The 13,979-nt window shown below is 69.5% G+C and carries 13 protein-coding genes; 3 read left to right on the top strand and 10 right to left on the bottom strand.

What is annotated here, in order from left to right:
• On the bottom strand, nt 1-560 hold a 560-nt coding region (locus AB0D27_RS33810; protein WP_362516345.1), incomplete at its 3' end, for a transposase.
• Between the two features lie 454 nt (nt 561-1,014).
• On the opposite strand from AB0D27_RS33810, the gene AB0D27_RS33815 reads away from it, so the two are divergent.
• On the top strand, nt 1,015-1,788 hold the full coding sequence (locus AB0D27_RS33815; RefSeq protein ID WP_362516277.1) for a calcium-binding protein: 774 nt from the start codon (nt 1,015-1,017) through the stop codon (nt 1,786-1,788).
• A 1,318-nt stretch (nt 1,789-3,106) separates the two neighbouring features.
• On the opposite strand, the gene AB0D27_RS33820 is transcribed toward AB0D27_RS33815, so the two are convergent.
• Both AB0D27_RS33820 and AB0D27_RS33825 read right to left on the bottom strand, forming a co-directional pair.
• On the bottom strand, nt 3,107-3,775 hold the full coding sequence (locus tag AB0D27_RS33820; protein ID WP_362516279.1) for a nucleotidyl transferase AbiEii/AbiGii toxin family protein: 669 nt from the start codon (nt 3,773-3,775) through the stop codon (nt 3,107-3,109).
• A gap of 8 nt (nt 3,776-3,783) precedes the next feature.
• The gene (locus AB0D27_RS33825; RefSeq protein ID WP_362516281.1) at nt 3,784-4,176 is read right to left on the bottom strand and encodes a hypothetical protein; all 393 of its coding nucleotides are present in this window, start codon (nt 4,174-4,176) and stop codon (nt 3,784-3,786) included.
• 280 nt (nt 4,177-4,456) lie between these two features.
• On the opposite strand from AB0D27_RS33825, the gene AB0D27_RS33830 reads away from it, so the two are divergent.
• Nucleotides 4,457-5,709 (top strand): IS3 family transposase gene (locus tag AB0D27_RS33830; protein ID WP_362516282.1). Its coding sequence is split into 2 segments (ribosomal slippage): nt 4,457-4,739 and nt 4,739-5,709, totalling 1,254 coding nucleotides; the frame shifts between segments, so codons are not numbered across the junction.
• A 163-nt stretch (nt 5,710-5,872) separates the two neighbouring features.
• On the top strand, nt 5,873-6,004 hold the full coding sequence (locus tag AB0D27_RS33835) for a hypothetical protein (protein ID WP_362516284.1): 132 nt from the start codon (nt 5,873-5,875) through the stop codon (nt 6,002-6,004).
• 193 nt (nt 6,005-6,197) lie between these two features.
• Here AB0D27_RS33835 and AB0D27_RS33840 read toward each other — a convergent pair whose 3' ends face one another.
• The 7 genes from AB0D27_RS33840 to AB0D27_RS33870 form a co-directional block, all read right to left on the bottom strand.
• Entirely contained in the window at nt 6,198-6,830 is a 633-nt protein-coding gene (locus AB0D27_RS33840) for a M15 family metallopeptidase (RefSeq protein WP_362516286.1), read from the bottom strand.
• 20 nt (nt 6,831-6,850) lie between these two features.
• Complete coding sequence (locus AB0D27_RS33845; protein WP_362516287.1) at nt 6,851-7,882, bottom strand: GNAT family N-acetyltransferase; 1,032 nt, start codon at nt 7,880-7,882, stop codon at nt 6,851-6,853.
• Nucleotides 7,872-8,450, bottom strand: a complete 579-nt coding sequence (locus tag AB0D27_RS33850; RefSeq protein ID WP_362516347.1) for an aminoglycoside phosphotransferase family protein — start codon at nt 8,448-8,450, stop codon at nt 7,872-7,874. Before AB0D27_RS33850 ends, AB0D27_RS33845 begins: the two co-directional genes overlap by 11 nt.
• Nucleotides 8,333-8,740 carry a hypothetical protein gene (locus AB0D27_RS33855; protein ID WP_362516352.1) on the bottom strand — a complete coding sequence of 136 codons (408 nt, stop codon included), beginning with the start codon at nt 8,738-8,740 and terminating at the stop codon, nt 8,333-8,335. The genes AB0D27_RS33850 and AB0D27_RS33855 overlap by 118 nt, the downstream gene beginning before the upstream one ends.
• Complete coding sequence (locus AB0D27_RS33860; RefSeq protein ID WP_362516289.1) at nt 8,737-9,936, bottom strand: methyltransferase domain-containing protein; 1,200 nt, start codon at nt 9,934-9,936, stop codon at nt 8,737-8,739. The genes AB0D27_RS33855 and AB0D27_RS33860 overlap by 4 nt, the downstream gene beginning before the upstream one ends.
• Nucleotides 9,937-10,025: 89 nt before the next feature.
• Nucleotides 10,026-11,525, bottom strand: a complete 1,500-nt coding sequence (locus AB0D27_RS33865) for an NUDIX domain-containing protein (RefSeq protein ID WP_362516291.1) — start codon at nt 11,523-11,525, stop codon at nt 10,026-10,028.
• Nucleotides 11,526-11,620: 95 nt separating this feature from the next.
• A complete protein-coding gene (locus tag AB0D27_RS33870) occupies nt 11,621-13,483 on the bottom strand; it encodes an ABC transporter ATP-binding protein (protein WP_362516349.1) in 1,863 nt (620 codons plus the stop codon).
• Nucleotides 13,484-13,979 lie beyond the last annotated feature (496 nt).

Raw genomic sequence — 13,979 nt, forward strand, 5'->3', positions numbered from 1 at the left:
GCCGCCTGCTCCTTGTCCGAGTGGCAGGTGACGAGGGTGGCATCGAGGTCCAGGACCAGGCCCGGCAGGTCGCGGCCACCGGCGCGGGCCGCGGGTATGCCGCCGGTGGTCTCGGCGGCCTGCAGCCAGGCGACCTCCCGGGCGGCTGCTCTCGCCGAGCGCAGGCGGGCGAGAGCAGCCGGGTCGATGCCGGCCAGCAGGCGCCAGGCGGTCGGGGTGGAGGCGACCGGGCCGAAGACCTCCGTCTGGTCCCGCAGCAGGGCCAGGTCCGCTATCGCCTCGCCGCCGTCGGCGAGCATCACTGCCAGATCGACCGCGATCCGGCCGGGGTCGTGCCCGGTGCCACGCGGTCGAAGCCTGCGCAGCGCATCCGTGAACGCGCTGGTCAGGCCGGTGACATCGGCGAGATCGGCCAGCAGGCGGGATCCGGCATGGCTGACCACCCCGCGGCCGTCGGCGGAGACGACGAGCTTGGGACGCGACCCGGTAGTGTGCACGCAGAAAGTGCCTTCTTGCTGTGGTGATAGAAGCCCTAGACAAGCCTCATCATCCCAGCTCAGGAGGCACTTTCGCGTTTCCGATCAAGATCCGGACGCCACCGCAAGTGAAACGCGGAGGCTAGGGCGACCAATGACGACCACCAGACGCCCTAGGACACTACTCCTGAGCTGCAAAAACCCAGCTCGCCAAGATCCCCGGCAAGACCCAGGTCAAGAAGAAGTAGTCTTCGCGCTCATGCCTTCCACGTGCGCGTACGGCGCGGGTGGGAGGCATGAGTGTGTCTCGGGACCTGCCTCCGTGGAGGCTTGGCCCCTGTGAGCTTGCGGTCCGCGGTGTGCCCCGGGGCGTCGTGCAGGTGGTCCGGTCCTCCGCGATGTTGGTCGCGCTGGGTGTGACGACTGACGTGCAGGTGAACAATCAGCCAAGTTGGCGTGAACGCAGTACTCTTCCTCCATCTATCGTGGTGCCTGCGGCGGGGGCTCGACCAGCAGGCCTGATTTTCCTGGGGACTACATGCGCTCAATCGCCATAGGTGCCGCTCTGTCCGGCGCCCTGGCACTCGCCGTCGCAAGCGCTCCAACGGCTCAGGCCGACGAGTCGTGGGGCGGCGACACAACGATCACCAGCGTCACGGTCAACGGTGGCAAGCCCATCGTGGTCGGCATCTCCAACAAGGTCACCTTCTCGGCTTCGGTGACCGCCACCGATCCGGACGGCATCGAAACGGCCCGCGTGTTCGTGTGGCACGGCGGCCCCAAGGAAGAAGACACGGACATGACGGTGCCGTTCGGCCGTCCTACGTGCACAGCCGTCGACGCCGCGACGAAGACCTGCGTCGTCCCCTTCACCCTCGACCCCCGCGACCTGCAGAAGAACTCTTGGGCCGGGCAGTGGAGGGTCGGCGTCGACGCCTTCGACAAGGGCAACGGCGGCATCTCCTTGGACGCCTACAAGTACACGAACATCCAGCGCTATTCGAAGCTCAGCGTCAACGCTTCGCCGGAGCCGGTCGCCAAGGGCAAGACCATCACCGTCACCGGCAAACTGACCCGCGCCAACTGGGAGACCCACGACTACCGTGGCTACACCAATCAGCCGGTCAAGCTGCAGTTCCGCAAAGCGGGAACAGACACCTACACGACGGTCAAGACCGTGTACACCAACAGCACCGGCAACCTAAAGACCACCGCGACAGCTGCCAGCGACGGCTACTGGCGCTACTACTTCTCCGGCACCAGCACGACCGCGACGGTCAAGACTGCCGGCGACTACGTAGACGTGCGGTAGACAGAGGTATCACGCACTGATCAAGCCCCCCCCCACCAACGGGTTCTCCATCGATGGGGGCTTGATGCTGTGCTGGGGCCGTCTCGGGGCCGTCAGCTGCTTGGCCGGGCCGTCACCCAGCAGCCGCAGCGTTCCGCTGACATCCAACGCTGACATCAACGAGCCCGGACGGCGGCATACGGCAGCGCCCGGCAATGGCACCCGCGCACAGGTTGGACCGCAGCCACGCAGGCGCGGGATCGAACTTACAAGGCGGATGTCGGCGGTTCGAAACCGTCCGCGCCCACCAGTCTCAGCCGTGACCGGCGACACCGTGGCCCTCCGGCACCATGCCGAGGCGGCACGGACACCAGACCAGCGAGCGGCGGCGCTCTGCGCAGCAGCCACGCACCTCGCGGGTGTCTCAGTGGCCTTGTCCACGGACTGCCGGGCCGATGACAGGATCGTCCGGACCTGTCTGGCACTCGCGCGTGCGTCCGGCGATGGCAGCCCTCCCGCCGAGGCGACGGCTCGGCACATTGTGCGAAGGCTGCTGAGAACCGGCGATTGGACTCACACGATTGTGATGCTTCCTCAACTTGCCACCGAGGCGCTGAGACACCTGAGCGTGATCGCAAGAGAATCAGGCACACGCCTGGATGGCCCGAATGCAGGGATCGATCCCGTCGACACATCGGCAGATCGGGTCCCTGTGGTCCAGCCGCCACAGCACGTCGCGGGCCGGGGTTCCAGTGAAAAGAAGCCGTCGGCGACGCGCGCCGAGCCGGGCGGTGTTGAGGCGAAAGCGCGTGAGCTCCGGGAGCCACGGTGACCGACCCCCGATCGCTGTCGCACGTCAAACCGGGACAGTCCAATCCCGGCAGCCGCAGGAAGGTCACCGTCACCTGCGACGTCCGCCTCAAGGCCACCACCCCGAGGCCCTCCGCCGTACCCTCACCGCGCCCGGGAGCCTGTGCCGTGAGCGTTCGGCGAGCGCGTCTGCGCGGGTGGAGTCCGAGGTGTCGTGCTGCTCCCCGCACGCGCGGGGATGGTCCCATCACCCAGAACCAGGGTGCGGAGGGCCCGGTCTGCTCCCCGCACGCGCTGGGATGGTCCCGGCCTGGTCTACGGCTACGGCGCCAAGGGCGACTGCTCCACGCTGCGCGGGGATCTCCGGACCGGGACACCAGTAATTCCGCCCCACCTTGTAGATCCGTTCCCCCGGCTGGCCGACGTCCTCGCAGGACCGATGGCCGGTGTTGCGTGTTGCTGACCGTGTTACTTGGCTGACGGCCGTCCGCCGGCGCTGCTGCCGTAGCTGGCTTGTGCCTTGCTGTGGTCAGTCGTCGTGAGCGTCGTCGGGCTGTTCGTGGAGGCGGGCCGCGAGGTCGTCGGACCAGGCTACGGCCCAGGCGCGCAGGGCGCTGATGGTGGTTTCGTCGATTCCGTAGGCGGTGAAGGCTTCGTCGTCGGTCCACTCGGCCCCTGCGAGGTTCGCCTGCAGGTCCTCCTGTTCGAAGCGGCCCCGGGCGTGGCGGCGGCCGAACTCCTCGAGATCGGCTGTGGTCCAGCGTTGCGATGCGGCGAAGACGTCGATCAGGTCGCGGGGTGCACCGCGGTCCCCGAGCGCACGGACCTTGGTCCCGATGACGTCTTCCTCCGCGAGGAGGGGACCGTGGGGGCTCTGGACGATGGGGCGCGAGAAGATCTCCTTGAGGATGTCGACCTCGCAGTCCTGCCCGGTGACCGGGTCGGAGACGGTGAAGCGGGCCGACAACGGCGCGGTCTCCAACGACTGCACCTGCCAACCTCGCGCTTCCAGGCCTGCACGAAGGTATGCGGCGATGTCCGCCATCGGGGCAGGGTTCTCGGTGGCGACATCAAGATCCTGACTGGGCCGCTCCACCAGCCGGTGCGCCCTGACTGCGTATCCGCCGGTCAGTACCAGCGGATACGGCGCACCGATCGCGATCACATCCGCCAGGAGCCGGGTGTGCAGCTCCGGCATGCCCTCCGTCACGCGGCTGCCCGAGCCCGCGCAGCGAGCTGAGGAAAGGCTTCCTCCCAGACGGTGCGCACGGTTCGTCCGACCAGAGTGCGCAGGACGGGCCACAGCTGCAGGAGCAACTCGCGGTTGAGGTAGGCGGTCAGGTCCTCGCGTAGGCCCTCGTGCAGCACCGCGCGGTACAGGCCCATCCGCTGACGGGGCTTGCCCAGGTCGTACGACGTCATCCCAGACCAGGCCACGTGCAGGGGCAACGTCACGATCCCCTCGGCCGGCCCGCGCAGCTCCTCCAGCGCTGCCGGCAGGCGCCCCCGGAACTTCTCCCGGTACAGCGCAAGGTCCTGCGCGAACGCGTCGGGAAGGCCGTCTGCCGCGGATGCGTGGGGGAGAGGACTGGCTGCCATACCCCCATTATGGCGACCTGCCCCCCGCGCATCGACGAGCAGACACGTGCACTGCATGCCGCAACCGTCACCGCCTGCAGTCCCCGCTCGCCTGCTCGACGAGATCCCAACACTCGCCAGGTCAGGGAGCGGTACGCTGCCTGCTCCCCGCACGCGCGGGGATGGTCCCGACGACCCGCGGCAGCTCACGAGCGGTAGGTGCTGCTCCCCGCACCCGCTGGGATGGCCCCTGAACCGCCCCGGTTCGAATGGAGACTCGATTTCATGAAAGGATCGAGTCATGGCACGACCTTCCCGTTACCCGCTTGAGCTCCGCCGTCGCGCGGTGCGCATGGTCGCCGAGGTAGGCGACGACTACCCGAACGAGACGGCCACCCTGCAGGCGGTGGCCGAGAAGCTCGGCATCGGCTCCCGCGAGACGCTGCGGAACTGGGTGAAGCAGCACGAGATCGATGCGGGGACACGTCCGGGGACGACGACGGAGGAGTCCGCCCAGCTCAAGGCGTTGAAGAAGGAGAACGCCGAACTGAAGCGGGCCAACGAGATCCTGAAGGCCGCGGCGAGTTTCTTCGCGGCCGAGCTCGACCGGCCACACACACGCTCGTAGCGTTCATCGACGAGCACCGGGACCGCTTCGGCGGCGTCGAGCCGATCTGCAGGACGCTCACCGAGCACGACTGCAAGATCGCCCCTTCCACCTACTACGCCCACCACAGACGTCGGAGCACGCCGTCGGCCAGGACCGTGCGCGATGTCGAACTGAAGGAACAGATCAGCGAGGTCTTCGAGGCCAACTACCACGTCTACGGGGCGAGGAAGATCTGGCGTGAGCTGAACCGGCAGGGCCGCCGCGTGGCCCGCTGCACCGTCGAACGCCTGATGCGCGAACTCGGCATCGCTGGGGCGGTCCGTGGTAAACGCGTGATCACCACGCTGCCCGGCGGGCAGGCCGAACGGGCGCCGGACCTGCCGGACCGCGACTTCGTCGCTGCCGCCCCGAACCGCTGCTGGGTCGCGGACTTCACCCACGTGAAGACCTGGGCCGGTGTCGTCTACGCCGCCTTCGTCGTGGACACGTTCTCCCGCCGGATCGTCGGCTGGTCCGCGGCCACCGTGAAGGAAACGGTCTTCGTCCTGGACGCCCTTGAGATGGCCGTGTGGCAACGTGACCGCGACCAACACCCAGTCCAGCCAGGCGAGTTGATCCACCACTCGGATGCCGGGTCGCAATATACGAGTTTCCGGCTCGCAGAGCATCTGGACGCCGCCGGCATCGCCGCCTCGATCGGATCGGTCGGCGACGCCTACGACAATGCCCTGATGGAGAGCACGATCGGCCTGTACAAGACCGAGCTGATCAAGCCCCGACGGCCCTGGAAGTCGCTCACCCAGGCCGAGTTGGCCACCGCAGAGTGGGTCGACTGGTACAACCACCGCCGACTCCACGGTGAGATAGGGCACGTTCCGCCCGTCGAATACGAAGCCAACCACTACATGGAATCCACGAAACCGCAGGTCACAACCATAATCTGAGATCTCTATCGAACCCGGGGCGGTTCAGTTGCCAGCGGCGCCCATGACGCGTCGATCCGGTTGTGGGACCTGGCATCCGGCGACCTCGTGCGCGCCTGGCTCGACATTCCCCGGCGCAGACGGACGTCGCGGCGTCGACTATTTTCGCGAGAGCAACTGGACCATGGGCGTGTGCGCGCTCGAGGACGTCGACGACCGCACCGTGTTGTTCAGCGTGCACGAGGACGACCACCTACGGCGGTGGGACCCGGCCACCGGCGACGAGATCGGCACCCCCACCCCGAACCGCTGCTGAAACAACCCAGGCCGCAGCCGACGTCGAGCGCGCGGCTGTCCACGGGTGCCGGCGCGTGCTCGACGAGCAGGCGCTTCTCCTCGTCCCCGAGCCGCCGGAAGCCTCGCCCCTCGGTGTAATGCTCGGACCAGTCAGTCCGGGTGTATCCCACGGATCACTCCTCGTTCGTGAAAGGCGGGGTGGTGGTGCGGTGTCAGGGCAGTTCGATGAGGCCGTAGAGGGCGGTCGGCTGCTTGGTCTGCAGCGCCCAGTGCCGGTCTCCGACCGACCAGTGCCACCACTCCGTGCCGTAGTTGATCAAGCCTGCGGCGGACAGCGCGCGACCCAGCGTGGCCCGGTTCGTGCGGGCCCGGTCGCTGAGGCCGGGTGCGTCGGTGTAGAAGGCGCCGTCGGACTCCTCCGGGGAGGCGTTGACGCGCGTGCCCATGTCCAGCTCGCGGCCCTGTTGGTCGGTCAGCGTCACGTCCACGGCCGCGCCGGCGGAGTGCGGCGCGATCTCCGGAGGCGAAACGAAGCGGCTGGCGGCCTGACGAAGCTCTGCTGGCGGCCAGTCCGGGTTGGCGCGGGAGAGCTCCTTCGAGTACTCCTCGAAGTACTGCCGCTGCAGCGCCGGGGGCCGGTACCCCTCGATGAACAGCAACCGCAGCCCGTCGGGCAGCAGTGACTGGGCGTGGAGCAGCCGGCTGAGGACTCCGTGCCGGACGTGGGCCCAGGCCCCGGTGGCGTCGCGTTTGCGGTCGTCGACCGTCAGGCCGTGTGCGCGGACGTCGACCAAAGCCTCGCCAAGGTCCTGCACGGGGATCGCCGCGACCCTCGAATCGGACATCAACACAATGCCGTCGCTGTTCATGCGTTCCCCCAGGTGTCGACGTATGCGGCCACGCCGGTACGGCGGGCTTCCTCCACCGCGCGGAGTCGCGCGAAGTCGCCTTTCGGCATCAGCGGCTGCCACTGCTGAAGGGGCAGGACACGGGCCTCGTCGTGCTCGCGTGCGTCGAGCGTGATGGCGCGGATCTGTTCGGCGGTGAGACGCCCGCCGTCGAAGACGAGCTGAAGGGTGCTGTAGGGGCGCTGTGCCCGGGGCTGCCCGTACACGGTGGCCAGCAGCCGGGGCGGACCCTTGACGCTCATGCCGGTCTCCTCCCGGCACTCGCGCACGGCCGCATCCCAGGGCCGCTCGCCCAGATCCATCGCGCCGCCGATCATGTGCCAGGGATGGGAGGGGGAGTAGACGGAGTGCAGTTGCAGGGGCCGGTCTTCCTCGTCGGTGACGTACAGGCACACGAACGCGACCGCCTTGGGCAGTGACTGGGCGTACTGCTCCGGCGGCACCCACGTCTCCTCCGGCTGCGCGTTGTGCGCTGCGACGGCGCATTTGCTGTGCCGGGTCATCCGCATCAGTGCCGGGCTGCCACTGAAGCCGAGCTCCCGGTACAGCGGCGCAGCCTCCGCGCTGGTGTGCAGCTCGAATAGGGTGATGTGTTCGTCGGCCAGGTGGTCAACGAGCGTGCCGACAACGGCCCGCGCGTAGCCGCAGCGACGGTACTGGGGATGGGTGGCGACCATCTGCACGCGAGCGGCCAGCCCGTGCGGGTAGGACGGCGCAGTAAGAACCGGGTGGATCAGCCCGAGAGCACAGGCGACCGGCCCACCGGTGGGGGAGTCGATGACGAACGCGCGCGCGTCGCCGTCCGGCATCAGACGGACGGCCAGCTCGTCCGCGCACCGCCGGATCCACTGAGCGCTCAGCGGCGTCGACAGGATGTACTCGGAGCGCAGCTGGATGATGGCGGCGGCGTCCTGTGGCGCAGCCGCGCGTACCAGGAATTTTTCAGCGGCGCGCCGTTCGCCGTGCGGGGAGGTGGGATCAGTGTGCACCGGGTTGCTCCTTCGACGAGAGGGTCGCGTCGTGCTTGGTCCGCAGCCGGGCCAGCGTGCGGTGGCCGCGTTCGACCAGTTCGGAATCACCGTGGGCGGCCCCGTACGCGATCCCGCTCACGGAATCGAGAGCTGCGTCGATGACCAGCCGGGCCTCCTCGGCGGCGGTCAGGGACCTGCCGTACCCGGCCAGAAACGCCTCGAAGAGGTCGGGGCGACCGACCCAGGCGTCGGACAGGCGGACCAGATCCCGTACGGCCGGTCCCGGCTCACTGCGCTCGAGGTCGATCACCGCCACGAAGACGTCGGGATCGTCCGCCTCATCTGCGGCGTCGGGGGTGTAGAGGATGTTGCGCAACTGGAAGTCCCCGTGGGTTTCCACCCATTCCAGCGGCTGCAGATACTCGGCCCGCCGGACGAGCTTGCGGACGAACTCCTCATCGCCCGGGTTCAGATGGGGCCGCGCTCCGGCCAGGTGCCGGTCGGCCTTGGCAACGGCCGGGCCACTGCCGGCAGGCGTGGGCCGTGCGGGAGAGGACTGGTGGATGCGCCGGGCCAGCGCGCCGATCCGGTGGAAGACCGCCCTTTGCCGATCCGGGGCAAGGACGGCGCCGTGCAGACGCCTTCGATGTACGCGAGAGTGGGGAGAGCTTTCAGCAGTGCCCGGGGGACTTGTCCGGTGCCGGTACCCAGGTCCAGCAGTGTTGGATCGGGAAGGTCCCGGACAGTGTCGGCCAGCAGCTGGGCAGCTTCGGCGGGCACACCCGGCCGGTAGCGGTCGTACTCGGCGGCGGCCGCCGCGAATAGTGCTTCCTGGCCCGCATGCAGGCTCGGGGAGGGATCGTCGGGATAGGTCACGCGGATGCTCCCTCGTCGAGCGCACGGCGGGTGGGAAGGCGCCAGGACAGACGGCCGCACGCGGATACGGCCCGCTGGCCACCGTCCGGCTCGAAGAGGAGGCGGTAGCGGCTAGGGCTGCCGGCTGCCTGCCACCGGACGGCCAGGTCCTGGAGTTCCTTCCAGATGTCGCGCGGACCGTGGGTGGTGACGTTCCGACGAGAGCGCCCCACCGGCTCCACCCGTAGCCAGGATCCGCAGGCGGGCGCGCCGATGGACAGGTGCTCGGCGCCGAAGTCGCGCACCAGCCCGCCGAGGAGGTGGTCTGCGGCCAGCCACAGGCCCCGGTCGGTGTCCGCGGGCGGCGCCAGCATGCTCCGCTGCGTCCAGGTGCCAGGCTCGGTGGCGATGCGTTGCCGGAAGTCCTCGCTGAGCCAGATCCGTTCCATGCCGTGCCCGGCTCGGTGGGCGAACTCCACCGCCCGCAGCTCTCCGGTGATCTGACCGTCGGCGGTGCGCTCCACGACGGCGAGGGCGGGCCAGGACGGTGACGCGCTGGTCACGTGCGCCAGCAGTTTGCCGCCGGGGGCGAGCTGCTCGACGAGCGCCGCCGGCACACGCCCCACCGCGTACGACACGAAAACGCGGTCGAACTTCCGTCCCGGTAGACCCTGTTCGCCGGACCCGCACACCACCTCCGGTCGGAAGTCCAGGTCGGCAAGCCGGACCCGGGCCGCGTCGGTGAGGTGTCGGTCCCGGTCGAGGGTGACCACCTCCTGGTCGCCGCAGACCTGGCAGGCCACCGCGGTGGTCACCCCTGCGCCCGTCCCGACGTCCAACACCCGCTGACCCGGATGCAGATCCAGCTCCTCCAGCAGCGAGGCGGTCAGGCCCATCACCGTCGACATCGACGTGATCGACGCCCCCGACCGCGTCCCGCGCGCTCTGCCCAGCAGCGGTTCCCCGTCGTGCTGGACGAGCACACTGGCCCCGCCATACAGCAACCCGAGCAACTCGGGACGGTCCTGCGGCGCCGACCAGCCCAGCAGGTCCCATTGCGGAGGCTCCTCGCCCGGGGCGCTGCGCCGCACGTACGCCTGTGGCATCAGCACCTCGCGGGGCAGCGCGAGCAGAGCGTCGCGCACCGGCCCAGGCCAAAGCCCGTCCTTCTTCTCCAGCTCGGCGACCATCGCTGCCCGCGCGTCGACTGGATTCACTTCGGCACCCGAAGGTGGGTTGCTGTCGGCCGGCCGTCCTGCTTGCCCTGGTGTCCGGCCGGCCGTGGCTGGGCTCGCGTCCAGGGCCGTCATCGTCCGTCCCACCCCATGTGCGAGTACAAGCGCCCCGCGAGCACTCCGTCGATCGCCTGGCGGGTGTAGGGCACGACGGCGGCCGGGAGATCCTTCGGGTTCCACCACCGCCACTCCACGCACCGGTCGGGCTCCAGGACGGCCGGGGTGCCGGACCAGGTGCGGGCCCGGAAGACGAGGCCGATACGCGGGCGGGCGGACGGCGAGTCCACGAGGTGGACAAGGTGCACGAGCTCGACGTCGCCCGGCTCGATGATCAGCCCCGCTTCCTCCTGAGCCTCCCGGATCAGGCATCTGATCGCTTCTTCCCGCTCGCAGTGCCCGGCCAGGAAGTGCCACGTGTTGCCCGCGTATGCAGAGTCGGGGTGGCGCAGGCCGAGGAGGATCCGGCCGTGGTTGTCCTCCAGGTAGAGGTGGACACCCACGATGTGGAGCTCGGTCCCCTCCGGCGCCTCGTCGCGCAGCAGCCGGGCCGTGGCCGGCGGCTTGCTGGCGGGGGGATGCTCTGCCGCGTGCCGGCGGATCAGGTCACCGAGACCGGGGCTCAGGTGCAACTGCTCCAGCGTGTCCGGGGTGAACCACCGCAGCAGCACGCCCTCTTGCAACTCCACCGTCTCCGGATCACCGTTCCAGCGGCCCACGAAGACCTGGATCGGCACCGCGAAGCCGTCGACGCTCGACGCCTCCTCCAGGGCATAAGGCGTCAGGCCATTCACCTCCAGGCCGGGGACCTCTTCGGCGAGCTCCCGCCGCAAGGTCGCCTCCAGGTTGACGTCCTCCACCGTACGGCCGCCGCCGAGGAGAGCGAACGTGCCAGGGGCCCAGATGCCTTCACGATGGTCCCGCAGGTGAAGCAGGTATCTGCCGTGGCCGTCGTGGATCAGAGCGGAGGCGTTGACGGGCTCTGGCTGCCCCTCGAGGCCCTGGTTGCGGGCGTCCAGGAGCTTGGCACGCAAGGTCGGGGACCTGACGTCGGCGAACTCGAGCCACCGGGCGCCGGCAACCTCCTCGTCCTGCAATGTGAGCCGGGGGTGCTGCTCGGGCACGAGGTAGAAGACGAAGCGGAAGTCGAAGTGCTGGTGGGAGCCTTCGCCCTTGGCGGGGTTGGCGTCGATGTCGTGGACGTCGATGTCGTGGACGTCGATGTCGATCGGAGCGCCGAGGAACTGCGGGCTCAGGCACAGGTCGCCCGGCTGGATGCCGGTCTCCTCGCACACTTCCCGCAGCGCCGCGGCCAGCAGCGTCCGGTCGTCCTCGACACGGCCGCCCGGAGCGAGGAGCAGCCCCGTGACCTTGTGGCCGATGTGCAGAACGCGTTGGTTTTGGTCGATGACCACCGCGCTGCAGGTGACGTGACCGGGGGGCGTGGCACGGCTGGCCGGTGCGTCGGCTCCGTCCAGGAGGGACAACAGCCCGGCTAGGGCATCCCGCTCGTGCGGATGCCGGGCCAGGTACGCCTCGGCGGTCGCGCGGATGTGGAAACGGGTGAGCGGCACGTCATCACCTCGGGACGGCATTTGTAGGGCGGGGTCGTCTGCGGCCGTGGGTGCGGCCGCTTCGGCGGGGCGTACGGAGGTGGCGCCGGGGCCGCTCATGCGAGGGTCTCGCGCTTCGAGCCGACGCGCTCGGACGTGATCTGGTAGGACAGCAACTGCTGAAAAAGGCCCGGCTGTTGGGAGAGCTGGGCGTAGGTGCCCTCCTGGACGATCTTGCCGTCGTCGAGGACCACGATGCGGTCGGCGATGGCGACATTGGTGATGCGGTGGGTCACCAGCAGCACGGCCCGGTCCCGGGCGAGGGTTCGCAGCCGCTGGAAGATGCGGTACTCGGCGCGGGGATCCAGGTTCGCCGTCGGCTCATCGAGGACCAGCAGACCGCCCTGGCGGAAGAACGCCCTCGCCAGGGCGATGCGCTGCCACTGGCCGCCGCTGAGCTCCTCCCCGTTGAGCCACTCGCGGGCCAGGAGGGTGTCCAGGCCGGCGCCGAGCTTGTCGACGACTTCGTCGGCGTCGGCCGCCTCGCACGCCTCGCGGACCGCCGCGTCGCCACGCGCCGTGGGCTGTCCCTGGGTCACGTTCTCGCGCACGGTCAGTGGCCAGTGGGCGTAGTTCTGCGGCACGAGCGCGACCTGCCGCCACAGGGCCTGCGGGTCGCAGTCGCCGGTGGGGACGCCGTCCCACAGCACCTGCCCGCCTGTGGGCAGGTAGAGGCCGCTGACCAGCTTCGACAGCGTCGACTTGCCCGAGCCGTTGAAGCCCACCAGCGCCGTGACCTCGCCCCGACGTAAGGTCAGGGAGACGTCGGACAGTGCGTCGCGGTCCTTGCCGGCATACCGGTGGGTGACCGACTTGACCTCGATCGTCTCCGGCGGCTCAGGGCGGTGCGGGCCCCGGCGCATGCGGAAACCGCCAGCCTTGTCCAGGAAGCCGCTCCAATCGTCCATGTACAGCCCGGTCCGCACGGCGCGCGCACCGACGGCCACCAGACCGCGGACCGACATGCCTACCGTCTGCAGGGCGAAGACGGCCGTCCCGGCATGCCCGACGGTGATACGGCCGGTCGCGAGCAGCCACGCGACCGCCGCCCACACCACCGCCGACCCCAGCCCTCCGCACAGCGCGCCGACGAGGGACATCCGGGCGCCCTTGTCGGCCGCGGCCCGGTCCTCGTGGTTGATCCGGGCGACCGTGTGCCGGTACCGGCTGGACAGGAAGTCGGCCATGGTGCCTGCGCGGATCTGGTCGGCGGCGTCCTTGGTGTAGATGTGCCAGCGCAGCACCGACAGCATCCGGTTGTCGCCGTTGCTGCGGAGGTTCGCCAGGTACCGGACGCGTGCAGCGCTCACCTGGGCCAGGGCCTGCGGCAGGCTGGCTGCGACGAGGAGCGGGAGAAGGACCCAGTGCACGCCGGTCAGCACGATCGCCCCGGCGAGGAAGCTGGCGCCCGACGCGATCAGGTCCTGGCCCTCGTTGATCAGGTCGCCGGTGACCTGGGCGCCGCGGTCGGCGGCTTCCCGGTCGCGGTTGAAGTCGGGGTCGTCGTACGCGCACAGCTCGACCTCGGCACAGCCGGTCAGCAGCATCTGCTCGGCCTCGCGTGACATCAGCGGGCCCAGTCGGGAGGACAGCCAGTTGACGGTAATTCCGAGGAGCGCCCGCACACCGGCGGCACCGGCGAGAAGGGCGACGGAGGGCCACGCCTGAAGGAGCCGGTGGTAGACGTCTCCGCTGCGCAGCAGGGCGGTCAGGGTGCCGGCGATGGCGACCAGGCCGAGGGCCTGCGTCACGCCGGTGACGGTCTGGCACAGCAGGAGGCCGACGGTCGCTCGTCGGTCGACGCGCCAGGCGAGAGCCAGCGAACGGCGTACCAGTTGCGGCAGGCGGCGGGCCATGTCGCGCATCCGAATTGAGCGGCCGGCTGCCTCGCGGCTGCCGGTCAGGTCGACGTACCGCATCTGCGGCTCGGGAGCGGGCGCGGGCGAAGTGGCCGCCGGCGAGGGTGCGGACGGTCCGGCGGACGGCGCGGAGGGGGACGCTGCGGGGGTGGTGCGCGGTCCCGGAACACTGTCGGCTGATGTATCGGTGGGCTCACTCATGCCGCCCACCCCGTATCCGGACGTGCTGAGCTGAGCTTGCTGTCAACGCTGTGCGTGATCACGCCGGGCGGCCGCCGTTCGATTCCGGGAAGCTGCTGCAAGGGGGCACGGGTGGGGTGCATGGCGTGTCCTCCGTCTGGGCGTAGGTGTGGCACTGATGCTCTAAAAACGCACTGGACCTGGTCCCGTCACGGCCCGATCGGAGGGCATTTGGTGAACGGGAGTTCTAATGCCAGGGGCTGGGCGGGCGGGCTCTGGGCGGTCGCGACTCAAACTCGTTCGATCAGGGCGGTTCACTCCTTCAGGGGGTTGCGGACAGCACGGACCGGGCCGCGGCGGAAGTCCGCGGCGGCCG

It is taken from the genome of Streptomyces sp. NPDC048415 (assembly GCF_040651675.1).
GTDB lineage: Bacteria > Actinomycetota > Actinomycetes > Streptomycetales > Streptomycetaceae > Streptomyces.